Here is a 22,169-nt window from a genome sequence, read left to right as displayed (position 1 = left end):
TTTCTTTCACCGTATGGATAACCTGGGTGGCAGTTTCGCACCCTGGACCCGGTTCGGGCCGTTGCGGCGGCCCTGTTGTCGGCCGCCAACTATCTTCACGCTATTCCGTTGTTCTCCCACGCTTCGTATGCCTGCCCTTTCTGCCCTCCCGGCTTTGCTGCCTTTATTCAATGCGCTGCCCGGCGCGCATCTGCTGCTCTCGCCCGACCTGCTTATTGAAGCCGTCAGCGACGCTTACCTGGCCGTCACGCTCACTCAGCGGGAAAACTTGCTGGGCCGCTACGTGTTCGATGCCTTTCCCGGCAATCCACAGACCCCTGAGGCACATGGTGTGCGCACCCTCCTGGCGTCTTTCAGGCAGGTGCTCGCTACGGGCCAGCCCCACGAGATGCCCCCCCAGCGCTGCGACGTTCCCGATCCGGACCACCCCGGCCAGTTTGTGGAGCGCTGCTGGCTGCCCCACAACTCGCCGGTGCTGGACGCGCACGGCTGCGTAAGTCAGCTACTGCACACCGTCGTCGATATTACGGCGGCGCTTAGAGACGAGGCCCACCTGCACGACAGCCACGCTCGCGAGCAGACTGCCCTGGCCGAGGCCGAGCACCAGCGTCAGCAGCTGCATACGCTGTTTGCCGAAGCGCCGGCCCCCATTGCCATCCTGGCCGGTCCTGATTTTGTGTTTCAGCTGGCCAATTCCGCTTCCCAACGCATTTTTCCGGGTCAGGGATTGGTAGGCAACGCATTGCTGACTGCCTTCCCCGAGCTGGCAGACACCCCCATTCTGCCCATTCTGAACGGCGTATATAGTACCGGCGAGACATTCGTGGTGCAGGAGATGCCCGTAATGATGGCTCGCTACGCGGGGGGGGCGCTGGAGGAAATTCACTTCACCGCCACCTATCAGGCCCGGCGCGACGAGCAGGGTGCCGTGGATGGGGTGATGATTTTTGCCTACGAAGTTACTGACCAGGTAAAGGCCCGGCGCGGGGTGGAGGAAAACCGCGAGGAGTTGAGGCGCTTCCAGTTCATGGCCGACCGGGTCCGGGACCCGTTTATCCTGATGCGCGCCGATGCTACCTTCGCTTACCTCAATCCCAAAGCCCTGGAGGCTTGGGGCTATACCGCCGACGAAGCCCTGCATCTGCGCGTGCCGGACGTGGATCCGATTTTTCAGGATGACGTGTTCAGGCAGGCATTTGCCCGCGCCCAGCAAGAGAATATACCGCCCTTCGAAACGCTGCACAAACGCAAGGATGGCTACATTTTTCCGGTCGAGGTGAGTATGGGAGGGCTGCTACTGAGTGGCCAGCCCCATATGCTGGCCATTGCCCGGGATATTACGGAGCAGAAACGGACCATCGATGCCCTGCGGGAAAGCGAGGCCCGCTTCCGCACGATGGCCGACGCAGCCCCCAGCCTTATGTGGGCCGTGCATCCGGATGCGTCCGTGCGCTACATCAACCGGGCCTTTCTGAACTTTGTAGGCCTCGACGACGAGCAGCAGTACGCGGCCCTGAGCTGGCCGTCCTATGTTCACCCGGAGGAGCGGGACCTCACGGCCCATGCCCTGACAAGCGCCATTCGTAACCGCGCGCTCTACTCCCTGGAGCACCGCATGCGCCGCCACGACGGGGAGTACCGCTGGCTGCTGGCGCAGGGGGGGCCCAGCTACTACCCCAATGGCGAGCTGTACGGCTACGTGGGCTCGGCCATTGATATTACGGAGTTGAAGCAAGCCAACGAGCAGCTCACGCGCGCCAACGTGGATTTGGATAACTTCATCTACACCGCCTCGCACGACCTGAAAGCGCCCATCAGCAATATTGAGGGCCTGCTGCACGCCCTCACCCAACAATTGTCCCCCACCATTCAGCAAGCGGCGCTGGTGCAGCCTATTCTGGATATGATACAGGGAGCCGTGGACCGCTTCAAGCAAACTATTGACCACCTCACCGACATCACGAAGCTGCAACAGGAGTACACGCCCACCACCGAGCAGGTAGAGCTGACGACGGTGGTCGAAGATGTGCGTCTGGATCTGCTGCCGCTGATTGAGGAAACCGGGGCCCATCTGGAAATAGACGTGGCCGACTGTCCGGCCATTACCTTTTCGGCCAAAAACCTACGTTCGGTGGTATACAACCTGCTCAGCAACGCCCTCAAGTACCGTCACCCCGACCGTGTGCCCCATATCCGTATCAGCTGCCGCTGCGAAGCCAGCTGGCTGGTACTGCGCGTGCAAGACAATGGCCTGGACGGAGTGCAGCAAACCAAGCTGTTCGGCATGTTCCGGCGTTTGCACACCCACGTCGAGGGCTCGGGCATCGGGCTGTATATGGTCAAGAAGATGGTGGAAAACGTGGGGGGCAAAATTGAAGTAGAAAGCCAGATTGGGTTGGGCTCCACGTTTTTTGTGTCGTTTCCCGCGTAAGTCCGTATACCCACTTCACTTTTCGCGTTGAGTATCTTTCTGAACACATGCAGAAGCTCCCCAGTGTCTTATTGGTTGATGACGATTCAACGACTAATTTTCTACATCAGCTCCTGCTCAACCGCCTGGGGGTGGCTGAGCAGCTGGTGGTGGCCGAAAACGGCGTAGAAGCCCTGGCTACGCTTACCCAAACCTGCACGGCCACCAGCACCAACTGCCCGGTTCTGATTCTGCTGGACGTGAATATGCCCATCATGAATGGCATCGAGTTTCTGGAAGCCTACCAGCACCTGCCCCTGCCCCAGAAGCAGGCCATCGTTATCGTGATGCTGACCACTTCCCTGAACGCCCGCGACCTGGATCGGGTGCAGGAGCTGCCCATCGCTGGCGTCGTGAATAAGCCCCTGACCAGGGAGAAGGTGAACACCATTCTACAAGTGCACTTTCAGCGCGAGCTGCCACAGTAGCGCGAAAATCCGTTCCGCGCTACTCTATACGGCCGTTGCGGATGCGCACGTCGGCCTTGGGCTCGGGCTTTTTCACCATGGTTCCGAAGGCGCCTTTCTGCTCAAACGACTTGACCACCTCATCTTCGAGCGGCGTGCGTTTTACCACCGGGTTATTGGCCCAGAAAGCCGGGTCGTATTTCACCTTTCGGATGGCTTCCAGATCACGCTCATTGCTGGTCACTTTGCTGTACGTCAGGTTGGTGGGCTTACGGCTGGTGTCGTAGAAAAAGGTAAAGGCCGACACGTTCATCTTGGCGGGGGGTAAACCGGGACGCACCAGATCGTAGGTCATCATGGCCCGGATGTGCTCCAGCGGGTTTACGGCCGTAGTGTCGTTCTGAAACACCATATCCAGCTCCAGCTCCGTGTTTTTGAACGAGAACGTCGGGTTGTTGGCTTTGCGGGTAAGCTGGGGCGTGGTCATCTTGTAGCGGATTACCTGGTAAGTATCTACATCGATCCAGACGGTGCCTTTCGAGCGGTATTTGGTTTGCTCGGGGCGCGTTTCAAACGCAATTTCCGCTATGCCCCCAGTCTCTCCTTTTTCTAGCACGCCTTTGATTTCAAGCAGGTAGTTTGCCACTACGTTGGGGCTGAACAAACCAAGGGCCTTGGTCGTGTCGGCCTTATCGTCGTAGAGGCCGAAAGCTTTGGTGTACAGCGAAAAGTTTTTGTCGCTGATCAGCGCCTGTTTGGCGGCGTAGCGCCCCTGGGCTACGCTTGTGCCCTCAATGCGGGCGTTGTTGGACTTGGCATTCCACACCATTTCCAGCAGCTCCGTCGGGTCGTTGTCGATGCGTGTGATCTGGCGGTAGTAGGCTTTGCCGTAGAATTTGCGGCCGTAGTTTTTCTTCATCTGCTGATACGCGCGGTCCACCAGCTGGTAGGCGTAGCTGGCCACTTTCACCTCCGACAGCACCACCGTGGCGGGGGCCAGGGATATTTCCAACGACTGGCCCGGGGCCGTAACGCGCACCGTATCCTTTACGTGGGCCAGCTCGGAGAAAACCAGCGTCTGGGGCAGTGAAGGCAGGTTCAGGGTAAACTCCCCGTTCTCATTGCTGGCCGTGCCCATCGTGGTGCCTTTTACCCCGATACCCACGAAGGGCAGCGGCTCCTTTGTTTCTTTGTCCCGCACGATACCCCGTACTTGCTGGGCCAAAGTAGCCTGGCTCAAGCCGCAAACCAACACGAACACAGCGGCCAGCGCGGTAATAAGCTTGCTGCTACCAGGGCGCAAACGGAGAGAGGCAAAGAAAGCAAGTAGGTTATTCAAGAGCGGGAAGTGTTTAGGTTTCATTAGTATCAATACAAATAACGCGCAGTGGCGGCATGGCGTGTGCCCGACGCGCAAAAATCAGACCGGCGGGTGGCACGGCGGCGCGCTGGGGGGCATTTCTTAACAGTTGCTTTACACCGCGCGGCGTAGTTCCTGCTTCTCCACATTCCATCTTTGCAGCATGAAGAAATACCTCCTGATTCTGGGTTTGCTCCTGCACCTGGGCAGCCCAGTGACCCAAGCCCAAGCCAAGAAAGAACTGACCATTGCTTTCGGCTCCTGCAACCGCCAAAACCTGCCTCAGCCTATGTGGGGGGCAATTTCCCAGGATAAGCCCGACCTCTGGATCTGGCTGGGCGACAACATCTACGGCGACTCCGACGACATGGCCGTGCTTAAAGCCAAGTACGACCAGCAGCTCAATCAGCCCGACTACAAAGCCTTCCGCGCCCAAACGCCCGTCATCGGTACCTGGGACGACCACGACTACGGCCGCAACGACGGCGACAAATCCTACGGTCCCAAAAAAGAAAGCCAGCAGCTGGCCCTCGACTTTTTGCAGGAGCCCGCTGCCAGCCCGCGCCGCCAGCAGGAAGGCATCTACGCCGCCTACGACTATAAAGTAGGCCGCAAGAAAATCAAGGTGATTCTGCTCGACGACCGCTACCACCAGGACGCCCTACAAAAAGACTCCACCAAAGCCTACATCCCCAACGCCACCGGCGACCTGCTGGGCGAGGCGCAATGGCAGTGGCTTCAGCAGCAGCTCGCCACCAGCGACGCCGACGCCCACATCATCGGCTCCGGCATTCAGTTTCTGGCCGAGCAGCACCCGTACGAGAAATGGGCCAACTTCCCCGCCGCCCGCCAGCGTTTTTTCGCCTTACTAGCCAGCACCAAAGCCAAAGGCGTGCTGCTGGTGAGCGGCGACCGGCACATCGGCGAAGTGGCCAAAACAACCCTGCCCGGCGTGGCTTACCCGGTCTACGAAATCACCTCCAGCGGCCTGACCCACTCGGCTACCAACAACACCGGCGAAGCGAATAAATACCGCGTTGGCCCCTTGGTCAATCAGAAGCATTACGGCCTGTTTCGCTTTCAGCAGAAAGGCAAAAAGCTACTGGCAACGGTGCAGCTTAAAGGCGAGGAAGGCAAGGCGTTCCACACGGAGGAGATTGAGGTAGTGGAATAGCCGCCGCGCGGAGCTTTGTTTATAGCCTTTGCAGCGTGTTCTGGGAGCCGCAGCGCGGCGGCATCTGGATATAACCAGAAAATTATGCCACCGCGTTGCGGCTCTGAGCGTTTATGCGCGTCTATCTATAAACATAGCGCCGCGTGGCGGCTATACCACCAGGCGCGGTCTTTAAAAATAAATTCCGAAACAGCTTCAATACTTTCCGGGCAGCTGGCGACTTCCTACATTCCCGTAAATTAGCCCCCCAACCCATTCATATCTATCTTGTCCTTCCTCCGCTTTTTCCCGTTTCTGGGGCTGCTGCTGGTGCTGCTGAGCCCGGTTGATGCTTCGGCCCAGCGCCGCGCCCAGTCAGCCAGAAAGAAAACCAAAACTGTCGCCCCGGCCAAACCGCTCAACGCCCCCGTACCTTTTGCCTCCCAGGCGGCCAAGTCGCGGTGGGTTGATTCGGTGATGGCCACGCTCACGCCCGATCAGCGGGTGGCGCAGCTGTTTATGGTGGCGGCTTACTCCAACCGCACGCGCATCGATGAGGACTCAGTGTCGCAGCTGGTGCAGCAGCATGGCGTTGGGGGGCTTATTTTTTTCCAGGGCGGGCCAGTGCGGCAGAGTAAGCTGCTGAACCGCTACCAGGCCCAGGCTAAGGTGCCGCTGCTAGTGGCTATGGATGCCGAGTGGGGCCTGGGCATGCGCCTGGACAGCACCACGCGCTTTCCCTACCAGATGAGTATGGGCGGGGAGCAGGATACGGCCCTGCTCTATGAGATGGGGGCCGAAATTGCCCGCCAGTTCAAGCGCACGGGTATGCACGTCAACTTCGCGCCGGTGGTGGATGTGAACAACAACGCCGCCAACCCCGTCATCGGCTTCCGCTCCTGGGGCGACAGCCGCGAGAACGTGACGGCCAAAAGCTACCAGTACATGCGCGGCATGCAGGACAACGGCATTCTGGCCGTCGCCAAGCACTTCCCCGGCCACGGCGACACCGACACCGATTCCCACCTGGCTCTGCCCCTGATTCGGGTAGACCAGCGCCGCATTGATACCCTGGAGCTGTTTCCCTTCCGCGACCTGATGCGGCGCGGCCTGGGGGGCATTATGATTGCCCACCTCAATATTCCGGCCCTCGATAGCACCGGCATGCCCTCCACTCTTTCTAAGCCCATCGTGACAGGCATGGTGAAGGAGAAAATGGGCTTTGAAGGCGTCATTTTCACCGATGCCATGAACATGAAGGGCGTCATTAATACCTACCCGCCCGGCGACGCCGATTTGCGCGCTTTGTTGGCCGGCAACGACATTCTGGAGTTCTCCAAAAACATCCCGCTGGCCCTCACCATGATTCGGGAGGCCATTAATCGCGGTGAGATTACCCAGGAAGAAATCGACCGTCGCTGCCGCAAGGTGCTGGCCCTGAAGGAGTGGGCGGGCCTGAACAAGTATCAGCCCATCGACCTTAAAAACCTCTACCAGGACCTGAACACGCCCCACGCCAACTACCTGAGCCAGCGCCTGAGCGAGCTGTCGCTGACCTTGCTGCGCAACGAGAAAAGCCTGCTGCCCTTGCAGCGCCTCGATACGCTGCGCCTGGCCACTATCACCATTGGTACCAAAGACACCACCGACTTCCAGCGTATGGTGACGGACTACGCCCCCGCCGACCATTTCTGGCTGTCGGCCACGCCTTCGCTGGATGAGCTGGTGAAACTGCGCGAGGCATTGAAAGGCTACAATACGCTGCTCGTCGGCCTCAATAATCTGGGACGCCTGCCGGCTACCAACTTCGGCGTGACGCCGGAAACCAACGTGCTGCTGCGCGAGTTGGCGTCGGCCCGGCAGCGCATCGTGGTGAGCGTATTTGGCAGCGCCTACGCCGTGGCGAAGGTCCGCGACCTGGCCCGCGCCGACGCCGTGGTGCTGGCCTACCAGGAAAGCAAAAACGCCCAGGAACTGACCGCTCAGCTGCTATTTGGCGGCATCGGGGCCGCGGGTAAGCTGCCCGTCACCATCTCCGACCAATACCCGCGCGGCTTCGGCCTGACTACCCAGGGCGGCCTGCGCCTGAGCTACGGCTACCCCGAAGCTGTAGGCATGAGCGGCAACCTCGAAGCCCGCATTGATTCGATGATGCGGCAGGCGCTGGCGGCGCAGGCGTTTCCGGGCGGCGAGGTGCTTATTGCCCGCAAAGGCACGGTAGTGCTGCGCAAAAGCTACGGCACCCACGACTACGTCGACAACCCGCGCCTGGGGGGCAAAAAACCGCGCCCCGTGCAGAATACCGACATCTACGATCTGGCTTCGGTAACCAAAGTATCGGCGGCCCTGCCGGCCCTGATGCGCCTCCAGGACCAGGGCAAGTTCAACCCCGATATGACGTTGGGCCAGCTCTACCCGGAGTTCGTGGGCACCAACAAGCAGGATTTGAAGCTGCGCGACGTGCTTACCCACCAAGCCCGCCTCAAGGCCTGGATTCCGTTCTGGAAAGACTACACCAAGCCCCGCGGCATTTTCAATAAGCTTTTCGGCAAAAGCCCCGATGCTTCCAAGGTATCGGCTACCAAGCCTTCGGAGCTGAACCGCCGGTTTTTCCGCCCCGATTCGTCGGCCCGGTTTCCGTACCAGGCTGCCTCCAACCTGTGGGCCCGCAAGGACTTCCCCACCCGGATTCGTAAGGCCATTGCCGAGTCGCCGCTGAATGAGAAGCCGGGCTACGTGTACTCCGATTTGTCGTTTATTATGGTTCCGCAGTTCGTGCGCTCGGCTTCGGGCAAGCCGCTGAATGAGTTTGTACGGGAAGAAATCTACAAGCCCCTGGGCGCGACGACTATGGGCTACAACCCCACCCGCCGCTTTCCGCTGAGCCGCATCGCGCCCACCGAGTACGACTCCCTGTTTCGCCACGGCCAGCTCCACGGCACAGTACACGACGAGGGCGCGGCCCTTCTGGGGGGCATTTCCGGCCACGCGGGCCTCTTCGGCAACGCCAACGACCTGGCGAAAGTAGTGCAGCTATACGCCTGGAACGGCCGTTACGGCGGTCAGCAGCTCATCAAGCCCGAAACCATCGCCGAGTACACGCGCTGCCAGTTCTGCCCCGACAACCGCCGCGCCCTGGGCTTCGACCGGCCCGCCGCCAACCCGTCGGTGAACTCCGCCAAAAGCGCCAGCCCCAGCAGCTACGGCCACACCGGCTACACCGGCACCTACTTCTGGGTCGATCCGCAGTATGATCTGGTAGTCGTATTCCTCTCCAACCGCGTCAATCCCACGCGCAACAACAACAAAATAAGTGATCTGAGTGTGCGCAGCCACTTATTGCAGGTCGCTATCGAGGCCGTGCAGGCGGGGCAGCGGGCGGCAGTAGAGTCGCCGGTGCTGAAGGAAAAGTAGCCTCCTAATGGGGGCCTCACCCCCTGCCCTAGAGAGGGGGCGGGGGGTGAGGCCCCCGAAACCGGGAGTTTAGGCAACAAACCCCATTTTTGCTTAGCTTGGAGAATACTCAACCCAGCCTCCTATGCTCGGCCTAATGATGAACCAGCCCCTGCGCGTCGCGGGGCTTCTCGAACACGCGGCCAAATGGCACGCCGACACCGAAATCGTGTCGCGCCGGACGGAGGGCGGCATCCACCGCTACACTTACCACGACGCCCACCAGCGCAGCAAGCAGCTGGCCAACGCGTTACGCAGCCTGGGCATCGGCATGGGCGACCGGATTGGGACGCTGGCCTGGAACAACCACCGCCACTTCGAGCTGTACTATGGGGTGTCGGGGCTGGGGGCCATCTGTCATACCATTAATCCGCGCCTGTTCGCTGAGCAGCTGGTATTTATCATCAATCACGCCGAGGACAGCTACATCTTCCTAGACCTGACTTTTCTACCCCTGGCCGAGAAATTAGCCCCCCAGTGCCCCAAAGTAGCCGGCTGGGTGCTGCTCACCGACCGCGCCCACATGCCCGCCGACTCCAGCCTGCCCGGCGAGCTGCTGTGCTACGAAGAGCTGCTGGCTGCCCAATCTGCCGATTTCGAGTGGCCCGTGTTCGATGAAAACACCGCCTCTTCCCTCTGCTACACCTCCGGCACCACCGACGAGCCCAAGGGCGTGCTCTACTCCCACCGCTCCACCCTGCTGCACAGCTACGCCGCCTCCCTGCCCGACTGCTTCAGCTGCTCAGCCCGCGACACGGTGCTGCCCGTGGTGCCCATGTTTCACGTCAATGCCTGGGGCATTCCGTACGCTGCCCCCATGAACGGCTGCAAGCTGGTGCTGCCCGGCCCCGGCCTCGACGCGACCAGCCTATACGAGCTCTACGAGCAGGAAAAGGTCACCTTCACGGCCGGCGTTCCAACTATCTGGTTTGGCCTGCTGACCTTTATGCGGGAGAAAAAGCTGCGATTCACTACCCTCAGGCGCATGATCGTGGGCGGCGCATCGTGCCCGCCGGCCTTGCTCAAAGCCTTTGACGAGGAGCTGAATATTGAAATCCGGCACGCCTGGGGCATGACCGAAACCAGCCCCCTGGGCACGGCCTGCACCCTCAAAGCCAAGCACGTCCAGCTTTCCGAGGATGAGCAGTTCGCTATCCAAACCAAGCAGGGCCGGGCCATCTTCGGGGTCGACATGAAGATAGTGGACGACGCTGGCCAGCCCCTACCCCACGACGGCGCGGCCTTCGGCGACCTGCTCGTACGCGGCCCGTTCATCGTCGGCGACTATTTCCGGGCCGGCACGCCGGGCGAGCTGACGAAAAGCGGCTGGTTCAAGACCGGCGACGTAGCCACCATCGACCCCGACGGCTTCATGCACATCACCGACCGCTCTAAAGACGTCATCAAGTCGGGCGGGGAGTGGATTTCATCCATCGATCTGGAAAACCACGCCATAGCTCACCCGGCCGTAGCCGAGGCCGCCGTCATCGGCATCCCCCACCCCAAATGGAGCGAGCGGCCCCTGCTCATCGTGGTGCGCAAGCCGGGCGCGGAAGTCAGCAAAGAGGAATTGCTACAATTTTTCGAGGGCAAAATCGCTCGCTGGTGGACCCCCGACGCGGTGGAGTTTGTGGACCAATTGCCCCACACGGCTACTGGCAAGCTGCTCAAAACCAAGCTCCGGCAGGATTTCGCTGGCTACACTTTCTGAACCACGGATTTAGGCAGATTTTGCGGGCAAATTTAACGTACAAGAAAAAGCCCCCCAGAAGTACTCTGGGGGGCTTTTTTATAAACAGTAATCGTCCGAAAAATCCGTGGTTCAGATAGCCGGGTCCTCGGGAGTAGCGGTGTTATTTTCGCGCTCCGTGCGGGGATAGGGGAAGAAATTACGGTTGCGCTCGGCTCCGGCCGCGCCGGGTCCGGGCCGGCCGAAGCGGCGGCTGTCCTCGAGCCGGAAGCCCTGATAAGCCAGCTCGATGTAGCGGTTGCGCAGGATCTCCAGCAGAATAGCCGCCGCCGTTTGGGGGCCAGAATAAGCCGGCAGGCCGGCCCCGAGGCCGTACACATCGGTGGCGGGCGTTTTGGTTCGCACCCGGTTCAGCTCGGTCACGGCGTTGGCCAGGTCATTTTTGCGGGCGTAGGCTTCGGCACGAATCAGCAGCATCTCACCGGGTACGTACACCGGAATCGGGGCATTGTTGGCCGTGTAAAAACCAGTTCCGAGGTTCTGGGTGGCCGCCGGGTTGGTGCGGATGAGAAAGGGCAGGCGCCGGTCGGCGGGGTCGGGGGCCAGGGCGCCGGTCAAACCCAGGGAAGCATTGGTGGGCTCAAACACGTTGCGGTTGCCAAAAGCGGCCTCGAACAGCGGATTGCGGGTGTTTTCGTCGAAGTTAAACACCGACCGCTTCGTCAGGTCCACGCGGGCCGCGGCGGCCAGGGCCTTGTCGTAGTCGCCGGCGAGCAGGCTGTAGCGCGCAATCAGGGCCTGCACGGTGTTAGGAATGTCGATGCCAGGTACAATCTTGGCGTTAAAGTCGGCCGAAACAGGCGTAGTCGCCAGTTGGGTAGCCGCCACTTCCAGCTGCGCCACCGCCGATTGGAGCAGTGCTATGCGGTCCACGAACGGCGCGTTGGGCTGCACCACCAGCGGAGCCTGCTGAAAATACTGCGCCAGCGTGCCCAGCGCCAGTGCCCGAAAAATAGAGGCGTAGGCCACGATGCCGCTACGGGTGCCCGCGTCGCCGGCATTGCCGGCGTTGGCCAGTACCAGGTCGGCGTTGGCTTTCACCAGCTGGCTCTGAGTCCAGACGTTGCGCACCACACCGTTGGCGTTGGTCACGTTACCAGCCCCGAGGCTGACATTGAACTCCTCAATATTGCCCACATTCAGAATGCGCAGCTCACCGGTGCTCAGGCCGCCGGCAGCTACCGTATTATAAAGCACACTGAGCGCGCCGCCCGTGGTAAAGCGGTATTGGAGCCCGTTGCACACCGTAATGAGGCCGTCCGAGGACGTCACCACCTGGTCCTGACTGGCCGAGCTGGGGTTGCGGTATTCTTTATCGCAGCTGCTGAGGAGGAGCAGCAGGAAGAAAAGGAGATTATATTTTTTCATGACAAAGACAGAGTTAAATAAAAGAGCGGCAAACAACCGATTCGTATCTGGGCTTCCTTCAATTCCTATAAAAGGCAGGAAAGTACTGAGCCAGAGCTAGAACGTGGCCGAAAGCCGGAGCTGGTAGGTGCGCGGCACTGGTATGTTGCCGAAGTCGATGGCCCGCAGCAAATCAGAGGATCCGCCGGCGCTGGTTTCCGGGTCGAAGCCGTTGTAGTTATCCCAGGAGTAGAGGTTGCGCCCGATCAGCGACACACTCAGGTTGCTGATGTACTTGCTGATGGTGGGCAAGGTGTAGCTCAATTCCGCCTCGCGGAGCTTGACAAACGAGCCATCATCTACCCGAAATTCCTGGGTATTATAAATGGCGAAGATGTAGCCTCGCGGTAGTTCGCCCCGCAGCTCTTTCTCGGCCAGATCACCCAATCCTACTCCCTGCCGCGTACGCTTGTCGGCGTTAAATACGTCCACGCCCTGCACGGCATCCACTAAGCCCCGCAGGGAAAGCTTCTTATAGGTAAGCGTGGTACCGAATGAGCCCGTCCAGTCGGGGTTGGGGTTGCCGATGAGCACATTGGCGATGGAGGTGCCGGGGGCGTAGCTGGGCTGCCCTTCGGCGTTGCGGGCGGGCACGAAACTGGTCGAGCCCACGGTCTGGCCGGTGGTGCGCTCATCCTGAGGAAAGCCCTGGGGCGTGAGTAGCAAAGAGCCGTCGGGATTGCGGGCGTAGCCCGAGCCGTAGAACACGCCCACGGGCTGCCCGTTGAGCAGGTAGACCGGCGCGCCGGCCACGTTATCAACGAGAATAGCCTGGTTAGCAGCGCTGCCCAGCAGGTCCACTACCTTGTTACGATTGCGGTTATAGAGGGCCGTCACGTCCCAGCGGAAGTCCGTGGTTTTGAGGACCGTCGCGCCCAGCTGCAGCTCTATGCCCCGGTTTTGCACGGTGCCCACGTTATCCACGATGGAAGAGCCGCCCACCGAGGCGGCCAGGGTGCGCGGCACCAGCAGCTCCCGCGTCGTCTGCCGGTAGGCCGTGAAGCCCAGCGCTATCCGGTCGCTGAAAAAGCCCAGATCCGCGCCGCCTTCCAGCTCCCGCATGCGCTCCGGGCGCACACGGGGGTTGGCTAGCGTAGCACTGGGCAAATAGGTATTCCGGCCCAAAAAGCCTACGGGCTGAAACTGGTAGAAACGTTGATACGGGTCGTTGCCGACCAGACTGCCGGCGTCGCCGAAGCTGGCGCGCAGCTTCAGGGAAGAGAAAGTCTTGGCAAACCCCGCGTTCTGCCAGAAGCCGATATCCGACACCACCAGCGAGCCGCTCACCTTGGGGTAGTACTGGTTGGTTTCCGAGCTGGAGAAAATGGAAGAACGGTCGCGCCGCACCGCGCCCGTCAGGAAAGCCAGGTTGCGGAAGCCCACGGTTCCCTGCAGGTAGACACCGCTCAAATCGAATTGATTGCGGCCGAAGCTGGAAGTCACCGTGTTGTTGGCGGCCCCACTGACGGTCGTGACAAATGGCACCAGGTTCTGGCCCTGGGTGCGCGACAGCTCCTGACGGCTGTACTGGTAGCTATAGCCCGCCAGCAGGGTCACCTTGAAGTTTTCCGTCAGTGCCCGCTCGTAGCCCAGGTTCAGGTCCGAGTTCAGCAGCAAAGTGGAGTTGTTGGCGTCGGCCGCGAAGCCGAAGGGATAGCGGGCCAGGGGCAGGCCGGCCGTGGCTTGGTAAGGATAAGGCCGGATGTAGTTCTGCCCCACCTGGGAGAAGGCATCCACGCCCACTACGTAGTCCACGGAAAAGCCCGCGAACGGAGTCAGGTTTATCTGCAGGTCGCTGATGGTGCGGTTTACGCCCTGGGTAAACTTCATATCCTCGATCGTAGACAGCGGGTTTACGCGGGTCGGCTCCACGGCCAGCAGGTTGCCATTGGCGTCCCGCTGCCTGATATCGTAGATGTTATTGGTGATGTTGATGGAGTTGATGGGGCTGTAGAACACGTTGCCGTTGGCTTTCTCATTCGAGAAGCTGTTGCTGTACGCTAATCCCCCTGACACCCTGGCCCACTTGGTCAGCCGCTGGTCTACCCGCGCCCGCAGATTGTAGCGCCGGAAGTCGGTGCCCCGGATAATGCCCTGATTCTTGAGGTAGCCCACCGACACCAGGTATTGGGTGCCCTCCGAGCCGCCGGAAATAGAAGCGCCATTATCGGTGCCGTAGCCGGTCCGGAAAATCTCATCGAAGTAGTTGTAGCGCGTCACATCTACCAAATTAGTAGCCAGCTGGGCAGTAGCGCCGGCCCGCGTGATGCCGGTAGTCGTAGTGCCGGGGTTGGCGGCAATCTGGGCCGGCGTAGGAGCCCCGATAGTGTAAAGGCGCAGGCCGGTAAAGCCAAACTGCTTGCCGTAGGTGTTCACCGGCACCGATTTGCGCAGCTCATTCACGCTGACGCTGGAGTAAACCGACAGCCGGGCGGCCCCAGTTTGCCCGCGCTTGGTGGTAATAAGCACTACCCCGTTGGCTGCCCGCGACCCGTACTGCGCCGCTGCCGCCGCGCCATTAATGATGTTGATGCTGGCAATATCGTTGGGGTTAAGGTCGGCGAGGCGGTTCTGGCCGACGTTGGCACCCCCAACATCGTTGGTCAGCGCTAGCTGCGATACGTTGGTGCTGGCGTTGCTGATAATTACCCCGTCGATGACGTAGAGCGGATCGGAGGAGCCGGCCAGGGAATGCACCCCGCGCAGCCGCACCGACATAGAGCCAGATGGGTCGCCGGAGTTCTGCACGATCTGCGCGCCGGGCACTTTGCCTTGCAGGGAGGTAAGAACCCCACCCGTGCCACTCTGCACCAGCTCTTTGGCCGTTACCGTGCTGATGGCATTGCCCAGCTCGCGCTTGTTTACGCTGATAGTCGAGCCAATCACCACCACGTCGTCCAGGTTTTGCCGGGCTTCACTCAGCGAAACATCTGTGGTAAGGGTGGGACTGCTGCCCAGGCTGATGGGCCGCGACTGGGTTTTGTAGCCGATAGAGGAAAACGTGAGAGTGTAAGACCCCGGCCTTACCTGCACGGGCAGAGAGTAAGCGCCCTCGGCGTTGGTGGCCGTGCCGAGCGTGGTGCCGCTCAGCAGTACCGTGGTGCCGGGCAGCCCCTGCCCCTGCTCATCCGTGACCCGCCCCTGCAAGGTGTAGAGCTGGGTGTCGCCCGTTGTCTGGGCCTGGGCCTGGCTGCCCAGCAGTATACACACCAGAAGCCAGCTCACTGCCAGAGCCAGTCTCACAAAGGAATAGGTGTTCCGCATAGTAGAAAGTGAAGAATGGGGAGAGAAAGAAAAGACAAGACCTCGCTAATATGGATATTATATGCAAAAAATATCATATAAACACACTAAAACTTGCTCCTGGGCCCAAAAAACAGCTGTTTCAAACTTCCTTTGGTCCAAACGGCAATATTATTTCAGCGGATAGCCGTCCAGGTTTGGCTGTTGGGCGCTGTAGAGGCGCGTATTCGCGTCTCCTCGTTGAACGACCGGAACTGCGCCGCTGCACATTAGAAACCGCTACATTTCGCCTAAACAACATCAGCAACCGAAGGACAGCGGAGCTAACGAGGAGACGCGAATACGCGCCTCTACAACCAATCCACGACTAAAAAAGCCCCATAGATGTTCTGGGGCTTTTTTAGGCAAATCCGCAAGCCGTCCACAAAATCCGCGGAATCCGAAAAATCCGCGGAATCCGTGGTTTAGACTTTAATAATAATACGCCGGTAATACATCACCCACAACACACCCAACCAGATCAGCACGCACACGATGGCGCCCGCCAATGAAGCATTGACGGGGCTGAAATAGGGCACGAACAGCGTGTCGTAGAGCCAGGTACGCAGGCCCACGGGTTCACCGCCGGCAGCGGGGATTTTAATCATTTGCAGCAGGCGCGGCACCAGGCCAGAGAGGAAAAATACGGTGATGGCATTCACGCCGTACACCAGGAAAGGCTTGGTCCAGGCGCGGTAGCCGTGCACGTCGCAGAGCCAGTAGAGCGCGGCCAGCGTAGCCGCCGCGATGCCGCCGGTGTAGAGCACGTAGGAGCTGGTCCACAGGCTTTTATTGATAGGAAACCAGCCGTTCCAGATCATTCCCAACACAACAGCGGCCCCACCGGCCACGAACAGCCAAGCTACTTTGACGGCCGGCTCCATATTGCGCAGCCGCAGCCATTGACCCACCAGCATCCCAAGCAGGCCCGTCCCGATGGCCGGAAGCGTGCTCAGCAGCCCTTCGGGGTCCCAGGTTTTACTGGATTTCCAGAGGTGATTTTCGCCCAGCAGCAGGCGGTCGAGCCAGGCGCCGAGGTTGGTGGCTGGCTCCAGGTTGGCGGGCCCGAAATCGGGCACCGGCACCACTTGCAACAACACGTTATACAGCACCAAAATGCCCCCCAGCAGCCACGCCTGGGTGCGCCAGCCGGTTTTGACAAACACGGTTCCGCACACCAGAAACACCACCGCGATGCGCGCCAGCACCCCCGGAATGCGCACCGTTTCGAACACGAAGCTGGGAAATAAAGCCGAAAACAGTCCCAGCCCAAACAGCACCGCCGCGCGCCGCGCTATGCGCGTCAGCAGCTGTGGATGGCGGCTCACGTCGCGCCTAACCGAGTCGAGGGCGTACACGATGCTGACGCCCACGATAAATAGGAAAAAAGGGAAAATCAGGTCGGTGGGCGTGCAGCCGTGCCAGCGGGCGTGCTCCAGCGGCGCGTAGATGTGGCCCCAGCTGCCGGGATTATTCACCAATATCATGGCCATGACGGTGAGGCCCCGAAATACATCGAGCGAGATGAGGCGGCCGGGGCCAGCGGCCTCCACCAGCGGCTCGGCCCCGGTAGTTTCGACGGCGGCCTGCGTGGTAGTTTGCATGAGTTCAGGGTTAAGAGTACAGGAAATGTAGCCTGGAATAAATGTAGCCCGGAGTGGCACTCCGGGCTCGCGCGGAGCGCGAATCAACCGTTTGCTGACGATTGCTCACGCGCGGCTTCACGCTGCGCGTGAGCCCGGAGTACCACTCCGGGCTACAAATGCGCCTTTCAAACGAGAAGCTGCGCTGAATAAAATTACAGATATAGTTGTGTAGCCCACGCAACGTTTCTAGTTTTAACCCTACCTTTTCATCGAGTGGTCTGATAAAAGCGCAACTTGGCCCCTGAGCAGCTTGTTTTTTTAAGTAGATCATCCTTTTTTATGAAGACCAGTAGCTGTCTCTGTTTTGCCCCCCACTGAGCACAGGGGCTATTCCGGCCGGAATCCAACTGCTTTGAGCACCGGATTCCGGCCGTCTGCTTTTTTCCTTCTTCTTTCACCTTTTTTTCGCTTCAATGAAAAAACTTCTATGGTTTTTCCTGGTGCTGGGCTGGCTGCTGCCGCCCCTGGCCCACGCCCAGACCGGCGGCCGCTCCGTAACGGGCGTCGTGACGGCCCTCGACGACCGCTCGCCCCTGCCGGGCGTGAACGTGATAGTGAAAGGCACCACGAATGGCGTGCAGACCGGGGCCGACGGCCGCTACACGCTCCCCAACGTGCCCGAAGGCAGCACCCTGGTGTTCAGCTTCATCGGCTACGCGGCCCAGGAGCGCCAGGCGACCGATGGCACCATCGACGTGGCCCTGGCCACGAGCAGCACCAATCTGAAGGAGGTATACGTCACCAGCGCGTTTGGCATTGAGAAAGAGAAGCGCACTCTGGTCACCAGTGCTCAGCAGGTGCAGGGCAAGGAGCTGATCGACTCGCGCCAGCCCAACATCGTGAATGCCTTGCAGGGCAAAATCGCGGGCGTGAACATCACCAGCTCGGGCGGCGGCCCCGGCGAGGGCGCGGCCATCGTGATTCGCGGCGGCACCTCGCTCGACGGCGACAACCAGCCCCTGTTCGTGATTGACGGCGTAATTATGGACAACTCCTCCTTCGCCGAGTCGATTGCGCCGGGTGGGGGCTCGTCTTTCAACGGCATTCTGGGCCGCTCGGTGGGCACCACCAACCGCGCCTCCGACATCAACCCCGAGGATGTCGAGAGCATGACCGTACTCAAAGGGCCGGCCGCGGCCGTGCTCTACGGCCTGCGGGCCGCCAACGGGGCCGTGATTATCAAGACCAAAAGCGGCCAGGCCGGCCGTACTTCCCTTACCTACCGCACGCAGTTTTCAGTGGATGAGGTGAACCGGCTGCCCCGGCTTCAGGACCAGTACAAGCAGGGGACAGCGGGCATTTTTGACCCCGCTACCCGCCTTTCGTGGGGGCCGCGCTTTGCCCCCAACGAGGAGGTGTTCGACAACCTGCAGAACTTCTATCAGAAGGGCACCTCGTTTCAGAACTACCTGACCCTGACCGGCGGCTCGGACCGGGCCAGCTTCCTGCTGTCGGTGCAGCACCTCGACTCGAAGGGCATCACGCCCCGCAGCGAGTACGACAAGGCCTCGGTGCGCCTGGCCGGTACGGTGCAGATTTCGCCCAAGCTGACGGCCAATGCCTCGGCCAACTATCTGAACTCGGGCGGCGAGCGGCCAGTGCAGGGCCCCGGCCTGTTCGGCGGCTCGGGGGGCTATCTGGTGAGCCTGCTCAACTGGCCCCGCAACGACGATACGCGCAACTACCTCAACCCGGACGGCACCCGCCGCCGCCTGCTGGGCGCGGCCACCAGCGCCGCCGACGCCGACAACCCCTACTTCACGGTAGAGCGCAACCCCCAGACCGACCGCACCAACCGCTTTATCGGCAACGCGTCCCTGAACTTCGCGGCCTTCAAATGGCTGAGCTTTGGCTATACCCTGGGCACCGACTTCTACCAGGAGCGCGTGCGCTCGGTGCGGGCCGTGGGCACTTCGCTGGTGAATAACCAGGATGGCGGCATTGCCGAAACCACCAACGCCAACCGCATTCTGAACTCCAACTTTCTGGCCACGCTCAGCCACCAGTTCAACGAGAACTTCCGCGGGACGCTGACCCTGGGCAACACCATCGAGCAGAACCAGAACGAGACGACCAACATCATTGGCCTGATCTTTCAGAATCCCAATTTCGTCAGCATCAACAACACCGTCAACCGCAACGCGCTGACCAGCAACGTGACCCGCCGGCTGGTGGGCAATTTCGGCCAGCTCAGCCTCGTGTTTCTGGATCAGCTGTTCGTGGAGCTGAGCGGGCGCTACGACCTGTCGTCGACGCTGCCGCGGCCCGACCAGAACAAGACCTTCGGCCGGGGCTTCGGCTACGGCTCCATCGGCGCGGGCTATGAGTTTACCCGTACCCTGGGCCTGGAGCAGAATCCCATCCTGAACTACGGGAAGATCCGGGCCTCCGTCGCGGAGGTGGGCAAAGACACGGGGCCCTACCGCGTGGAGTCGCCGCTGGCGGCCAACACCTACATCGGCGGTGGCTTCCGCAACGGCTTCTTCGGCTCCAACCGCCTGCTCATTCCCGAGCGCACCCGCTCCTACGAGGCGGGCCTGGAGCTGCGCTTTCTGCAAAACCGCCTCGGCCTGGACGCCAACGTGTACTACACCCGCACCACCGACCAGCTCATCGCCCCGCGCGTGAGCCAGGCCACGGGCTTTATTTTGCAGTACATCAACGGCGGCACCGTAGAAAACCGGGGCCTCGAAATCTCGCTGAACGGCTCGCCGGTGAAGACGCCCAAGTTCAACTGGGACGTGAACGCGAACTTCTACCGCAACAAAAACAAAACCGTGGAGCTGCCCAGCGTACTGACGGTAGTATACCAGTCCGACGCCTTTATCATCGACAACGCCCAGGGCGGCGCTTTCCCCGGCCGGCCGCTCACCTCCATCGGAGCCAGCGACTGGCAGCGCGCCCCCGACGGCCGCATCCTGATCAACCCGACCACGGGCTACCCGTTGGTGAACAACACTTTCACCTACCAGGGCAACCGGGCTCCCGATTTCACCACTCAGATCACCAATACGCTCACTTACAAGGACTTGCAGCTTACCTTCCTCTTCGATTTCCGCAAGGGGGGCAAAGTGGTGAACGGCAACGACTGGTTTGCCACCCGCACCGGCCTGAGCGAGCGCACGACGGACCGCTTCAAGGAAGTGGTGTTCGACGGCGTGATTGCCACGCCTAACTCCGACGGCTCTACTTCCTACGTGGCCAATACCCGCCCCGTGGAGCTCACCCAGGGCTACTATCAGAACATCCTGGGTACGGTGGGCTCGGCCTTTATTGAGGATGGCTCCTGGACGCGCCTGCGCTACGCCACCCTGAGCTACGCCCTGCCCTCGTCGGTCTTTGGTCGGTCCTTCGTCAAGGGCGTGGAGCTGAGCGTGACGGGCCGCAACCTGCTGCTGCTCACCAACTACAGCGGGGCCGACCCCGAAACCTCCGCGGCGGGAGCCGGGGTGCGCGGCGGCGGCTCCAACGGCTTCGACTACGGCAGCGTGCCCGCCACGCGCGGCGTGGACATGGGCATACGGGTTACTTTTTAATGGATAAATGGCTGTGGGTTAAATGGGTGAATGGTTAATCGTTACAACGACTCTACGGAACAACAGCCATTTAGCCACTCAATCATTCAGCCCACGGAGATTCAGCCATTTAACAATTCAACAATTCAGCTTTCAGCTTCTTCATATGAAAAAACTCATCCTTATGCTGGGCCTGGTGCTGGGCGGCGGATTGCTCACGGCCTGCGAGGACTTCCTCGACGTGAACACCGACCCGAACAACCCCACCACGGCGACACCCAACTTTCTGCTGCCCAGCATTATCGCCAACGGCGCGCAGACCCAGATGTTTACGGCCCTGCGCACCCCGTTTATCACCCAGTACCTGGTGAGCCGCGCGGCCAACAACGCCGTCGATGGCTTCTTCTACACCAACGCGCAGAGCACCAACACCTTCAACTTCACCTACTTCCAGTCGGGGGGCAATATTCCGCCCATGATTGCCGCGGCCCAGGCCGAGGGCTCGGTGTACTACGTGGGGGCGGGCAAAATCATGCTGGCCCTGCTGCTGAGCCACGCCACCGATATGTTCGGCGACATTCCCTACTCCGAGGCCTTTCTGGGCGCGCGGAACTACACGCCCAAGTATGATTCCCAGGAGCAGATTTACGCTAACATCAACCAATTGCTCGACGAGGGCATCACGGAGATGAGCAAGCCGGCCTCGGCCAATTTCCGTCCGCTCTACCTGACTTCGCCCAGCATCAGCGGCGACATCCTGTACCGGGGCGACGTGGGCAAGTGGATCAGGCTGGCGTACTCGCTCAAGGCCCGGCAGAACCACCATCTGACCAAGAAGGCCTCCTACGACCCGAACGCCATTCTGGCCCTGGTTGATCAGGGCTTCAAGGCCACTGCCGACGATGCGCAGCTCCAGTTTCAGGTGGCCGTGGCCCCGCTCACGAACACCACGAATATCTTTGGCACCACCCGCAACAACTTCGCGACCGCAACCTTTTCGGCCAACCTGATCAAGTACCTGGACGGCCGCACGTTTGGCGTCGTCGATCCGCGCCTGCCCATTATGGCCACGGCCACCAGCACCGGTGCCGACCCCGGCGTGGGCACGGCCACCACCGCCAATCTGGCGCCGGGCTCGCAGCTCACCGATTTTTATGCCAGCTGGTACGCCCGCGACCTGGGCTACTTTGAGCTGATTACCTATCACGAGCTCAAATTCATTGAGGCCGAAGCGGCGTTCCGGGCCGGCAACCGTACGCGGGCCTTCACCGCGTTTCAGGAAGGCATCCGGGCCCACATGCGCAAAATCGGGACGGGCGGCACGAACACCACGATTACGACCGTGACGTATCCCCCCATCACTGAGGCCCAGATTACGGCTTACCTGGCCAGCGCGGCCGTGCCGCAGAATGCCGCCGCCCTGGAGCTGAAGAACATCATGGAGCAGAAGTACATCGCCATGTTCCTGAATCCGGAGTCGTGGTCGGATATGCGCCGCTTCGACTTCAGCCCCGCCATCTACGTGAATCTGCGGGCCCCCAGCAACGTGAATACGGCCCTGGTTACAGCCGCCACGCCTACTTCCCCCGCCGGGGTACGCTTCCCGCGCCGCCTGCTGCCCGGCGCGACGGAAGTGCTCTACAACCCCAACGAAATCGCGCGCCTGGGCGGCAACGCGCCCGACTACGTGGCCCTGCCCGTGTGGTGGGACCAGCCCTAGGGCTGA

General features: G+C 60.7%; 11 protein-coding genes. 7 read left to right on the top strand and 4 right to left on the bottom strand.

Annotation, left to right across the window (positions count from 1 at the left end; genetic code table 11):
* The first annotated feature begins 127 nt into the window (after positions 1-127).
* Positions 128-2,431, top strand: a complete 2,304-nt coding sequence (locus B9A24_RS13755; protein WP_159452050.1) for a PAS domain-containing sensor histidine kinase — start codon at positions 128-130, stop codon at positions 2,429-2,431.
* Positions 2,432-2,478: 47 nt separating this feature from the next.
* Positions 2,479-2,898, top strand: coding sequence for a response regulator (locus B9A24_RS13750; RefSeq protein WP_084446597.1), 420 nt, complete (start codon positions 2,479-2,481; stop codon positions 2,896-2,898).
* A 19-nt stretch (positions 2,899-2,917) separates the two neighbouring features.
* On the opposite strand, the gene B9A24_RS13745 is transcribed toward B9A24_RS13750, so the two are convergent.
* Positions 2,918-4,216, bottom strand: coding sequence for a carboxypeptidase-like regulatory domain-containing protein (locus tag B9A24_RS13745; protein WP_159452049.1), 1,299 nt, complete (start codon positions 4,214-4,216; stop codon positions 2,918-2,920).
* A 184-nt stretch (positions 4,217-4,400) separates the two neighbouring features.
* On the opposite strand from B9A24_RS13745, the gene B9A24_RS13740 reads away from it, so the two are divergent.
* The 3 genes from B9A24_RS13740 to B9A24_RS13730 all read left to right on the top strand — a co-directional run bounded on the left by B9A24_RS13740 (position 4,401) and on the right by B9A24_RS13730 (position 10,554).
* On the top strand, positions 4,401-5,411 hold the full coding sequence (locus B9A24_RS13740; RefSeq protein WP_084446595.1) for an alkaline phosphatase D family protein: 1,011 nt from the start codon (positions 4,401-4,403) through the stop codon (positions 5,409-5,411).
* A gap of 267 nt (positions 5,412-5,678) precedes the next feature.
* The gene (locus tag B9A24_RS13735; RefSeq protein ID WP_084446594.1) at positions 5,679-8,804 is read left to right on the top strand and encodes a serine hydrolase domain-containing protein; all 3,126 of its coding nucleotides are present in this window, start codon (positions 5,679-5,681) and stop codon (positions 8,802-8,804) included.
* A 124-nt stretch (positions 8,805-8,928) separates the two neighbouring features.
* Entirely contained in the window at positions 8,929-10,554 is a 1,626-nt protein-coding gene (locus B9A24_RS13730; protein ID WP_200813923.1) for a 3-(methylthio)propionyl-CoA ligase, read from the top strand.
* Positions 10,555-10,665: 111 nt separating this feature from the next.
* On the opposite strand, the gene B9A24_RS13725 is transcribed toward B9A24_RS13730, so the two are convergent.
* The 3 genes from B9A24_RS13725 to B9A24_RS13715 all read right to left on the bottom strand — a co-directional run bounded on the left by B9A24_RS13725 (position 10,666) and on the right by B9A24_RS13715 (position 16,886).
* Positions 10,666-11,961 (bottom strand): RagB/SusD family nutrient uptake outer membrane protein, encoded by a 1,296-nt coding sequence (locus tag B9A24_RS13725; RefSeq protein WP_084446593.1) that lies wholly within the window; start codon positions 11,959-11,961, stop codon positions 10,666-10,668.
* A 96-nt stretch (positions 11,962-12,057) separates the two neighbouring features.
* Positions 12,058-15,264: a SusC/RagA family TonB-linked outer membrane protein gene (locus B9A24_RS13720; protein WP_084446592.1), complete on the bottom strand. Its 3,207-nt coding sequence runs from the start codon at positions 15,262-15,264 to the stop codon at positions 12,058-12,060.
* Positions 15,265-15,707: 443 nt separating this feature from the next.
* The gene (locus tag B9A24_RS13715; protein WP_084446591.1) at positions 15,708-16,886 is read right to left on the bottom strand and encodes an acyltransferase family protein; all 1,179 of its coding nucleotides are present in this window, start codon (positions 16,884-16,886) and stop codon (positions 15,708-15,710) included.
* Between the two features lie 455 nt (positions 16,887-17,341).
* Here B9A24_RS13715 and B9A24_RS13710 point away from each other — a divergent pair, with 455 nt between their 5' ends.
* Positions 17,342-20,464, top strand: a complete 3,123-nt coding sequence (locus B9A24_RS13710) for a SusC/RagA family TonB-linked outer membrane protein (RefSeq protein WP_084446590.1) — start codon at positions 17,342-17,344, stop codon at positions 20,462-20,464.
* 145 nt (positions 20,465-20,609) lie between these two features.
* Positions 20,610-22,163, top strand: a complete 1,554-nt coding sequence (locus B9A24_RS13705) for a SusD/RagB family nutrient-binding outer membrane lipoprotein (protein ID WP_159452048.1) — start codon at positions 20,610-20,612, stop codon at positions 22,161-22,163.
* Positions 22,164-22,169: the final 6 nt, after the last annotated feature.

This window comes from Hymenobacter roseosalivarius DSM 11622, from assembly GCF_900176135.1.
In the GTDB taxonomy this organism is placed as follows: domain Bacteria; phylum Bacteroidota; class Bacteroidia; order Cytophagales; family Hymenobacteraceae; genus Hymenobacter; species Hymenobacter roseosalivarius.
Note: the sequence above shows the minus strand (reverse complement) of the source record. Positions and strands in the feature narration are given on the sequence as shown.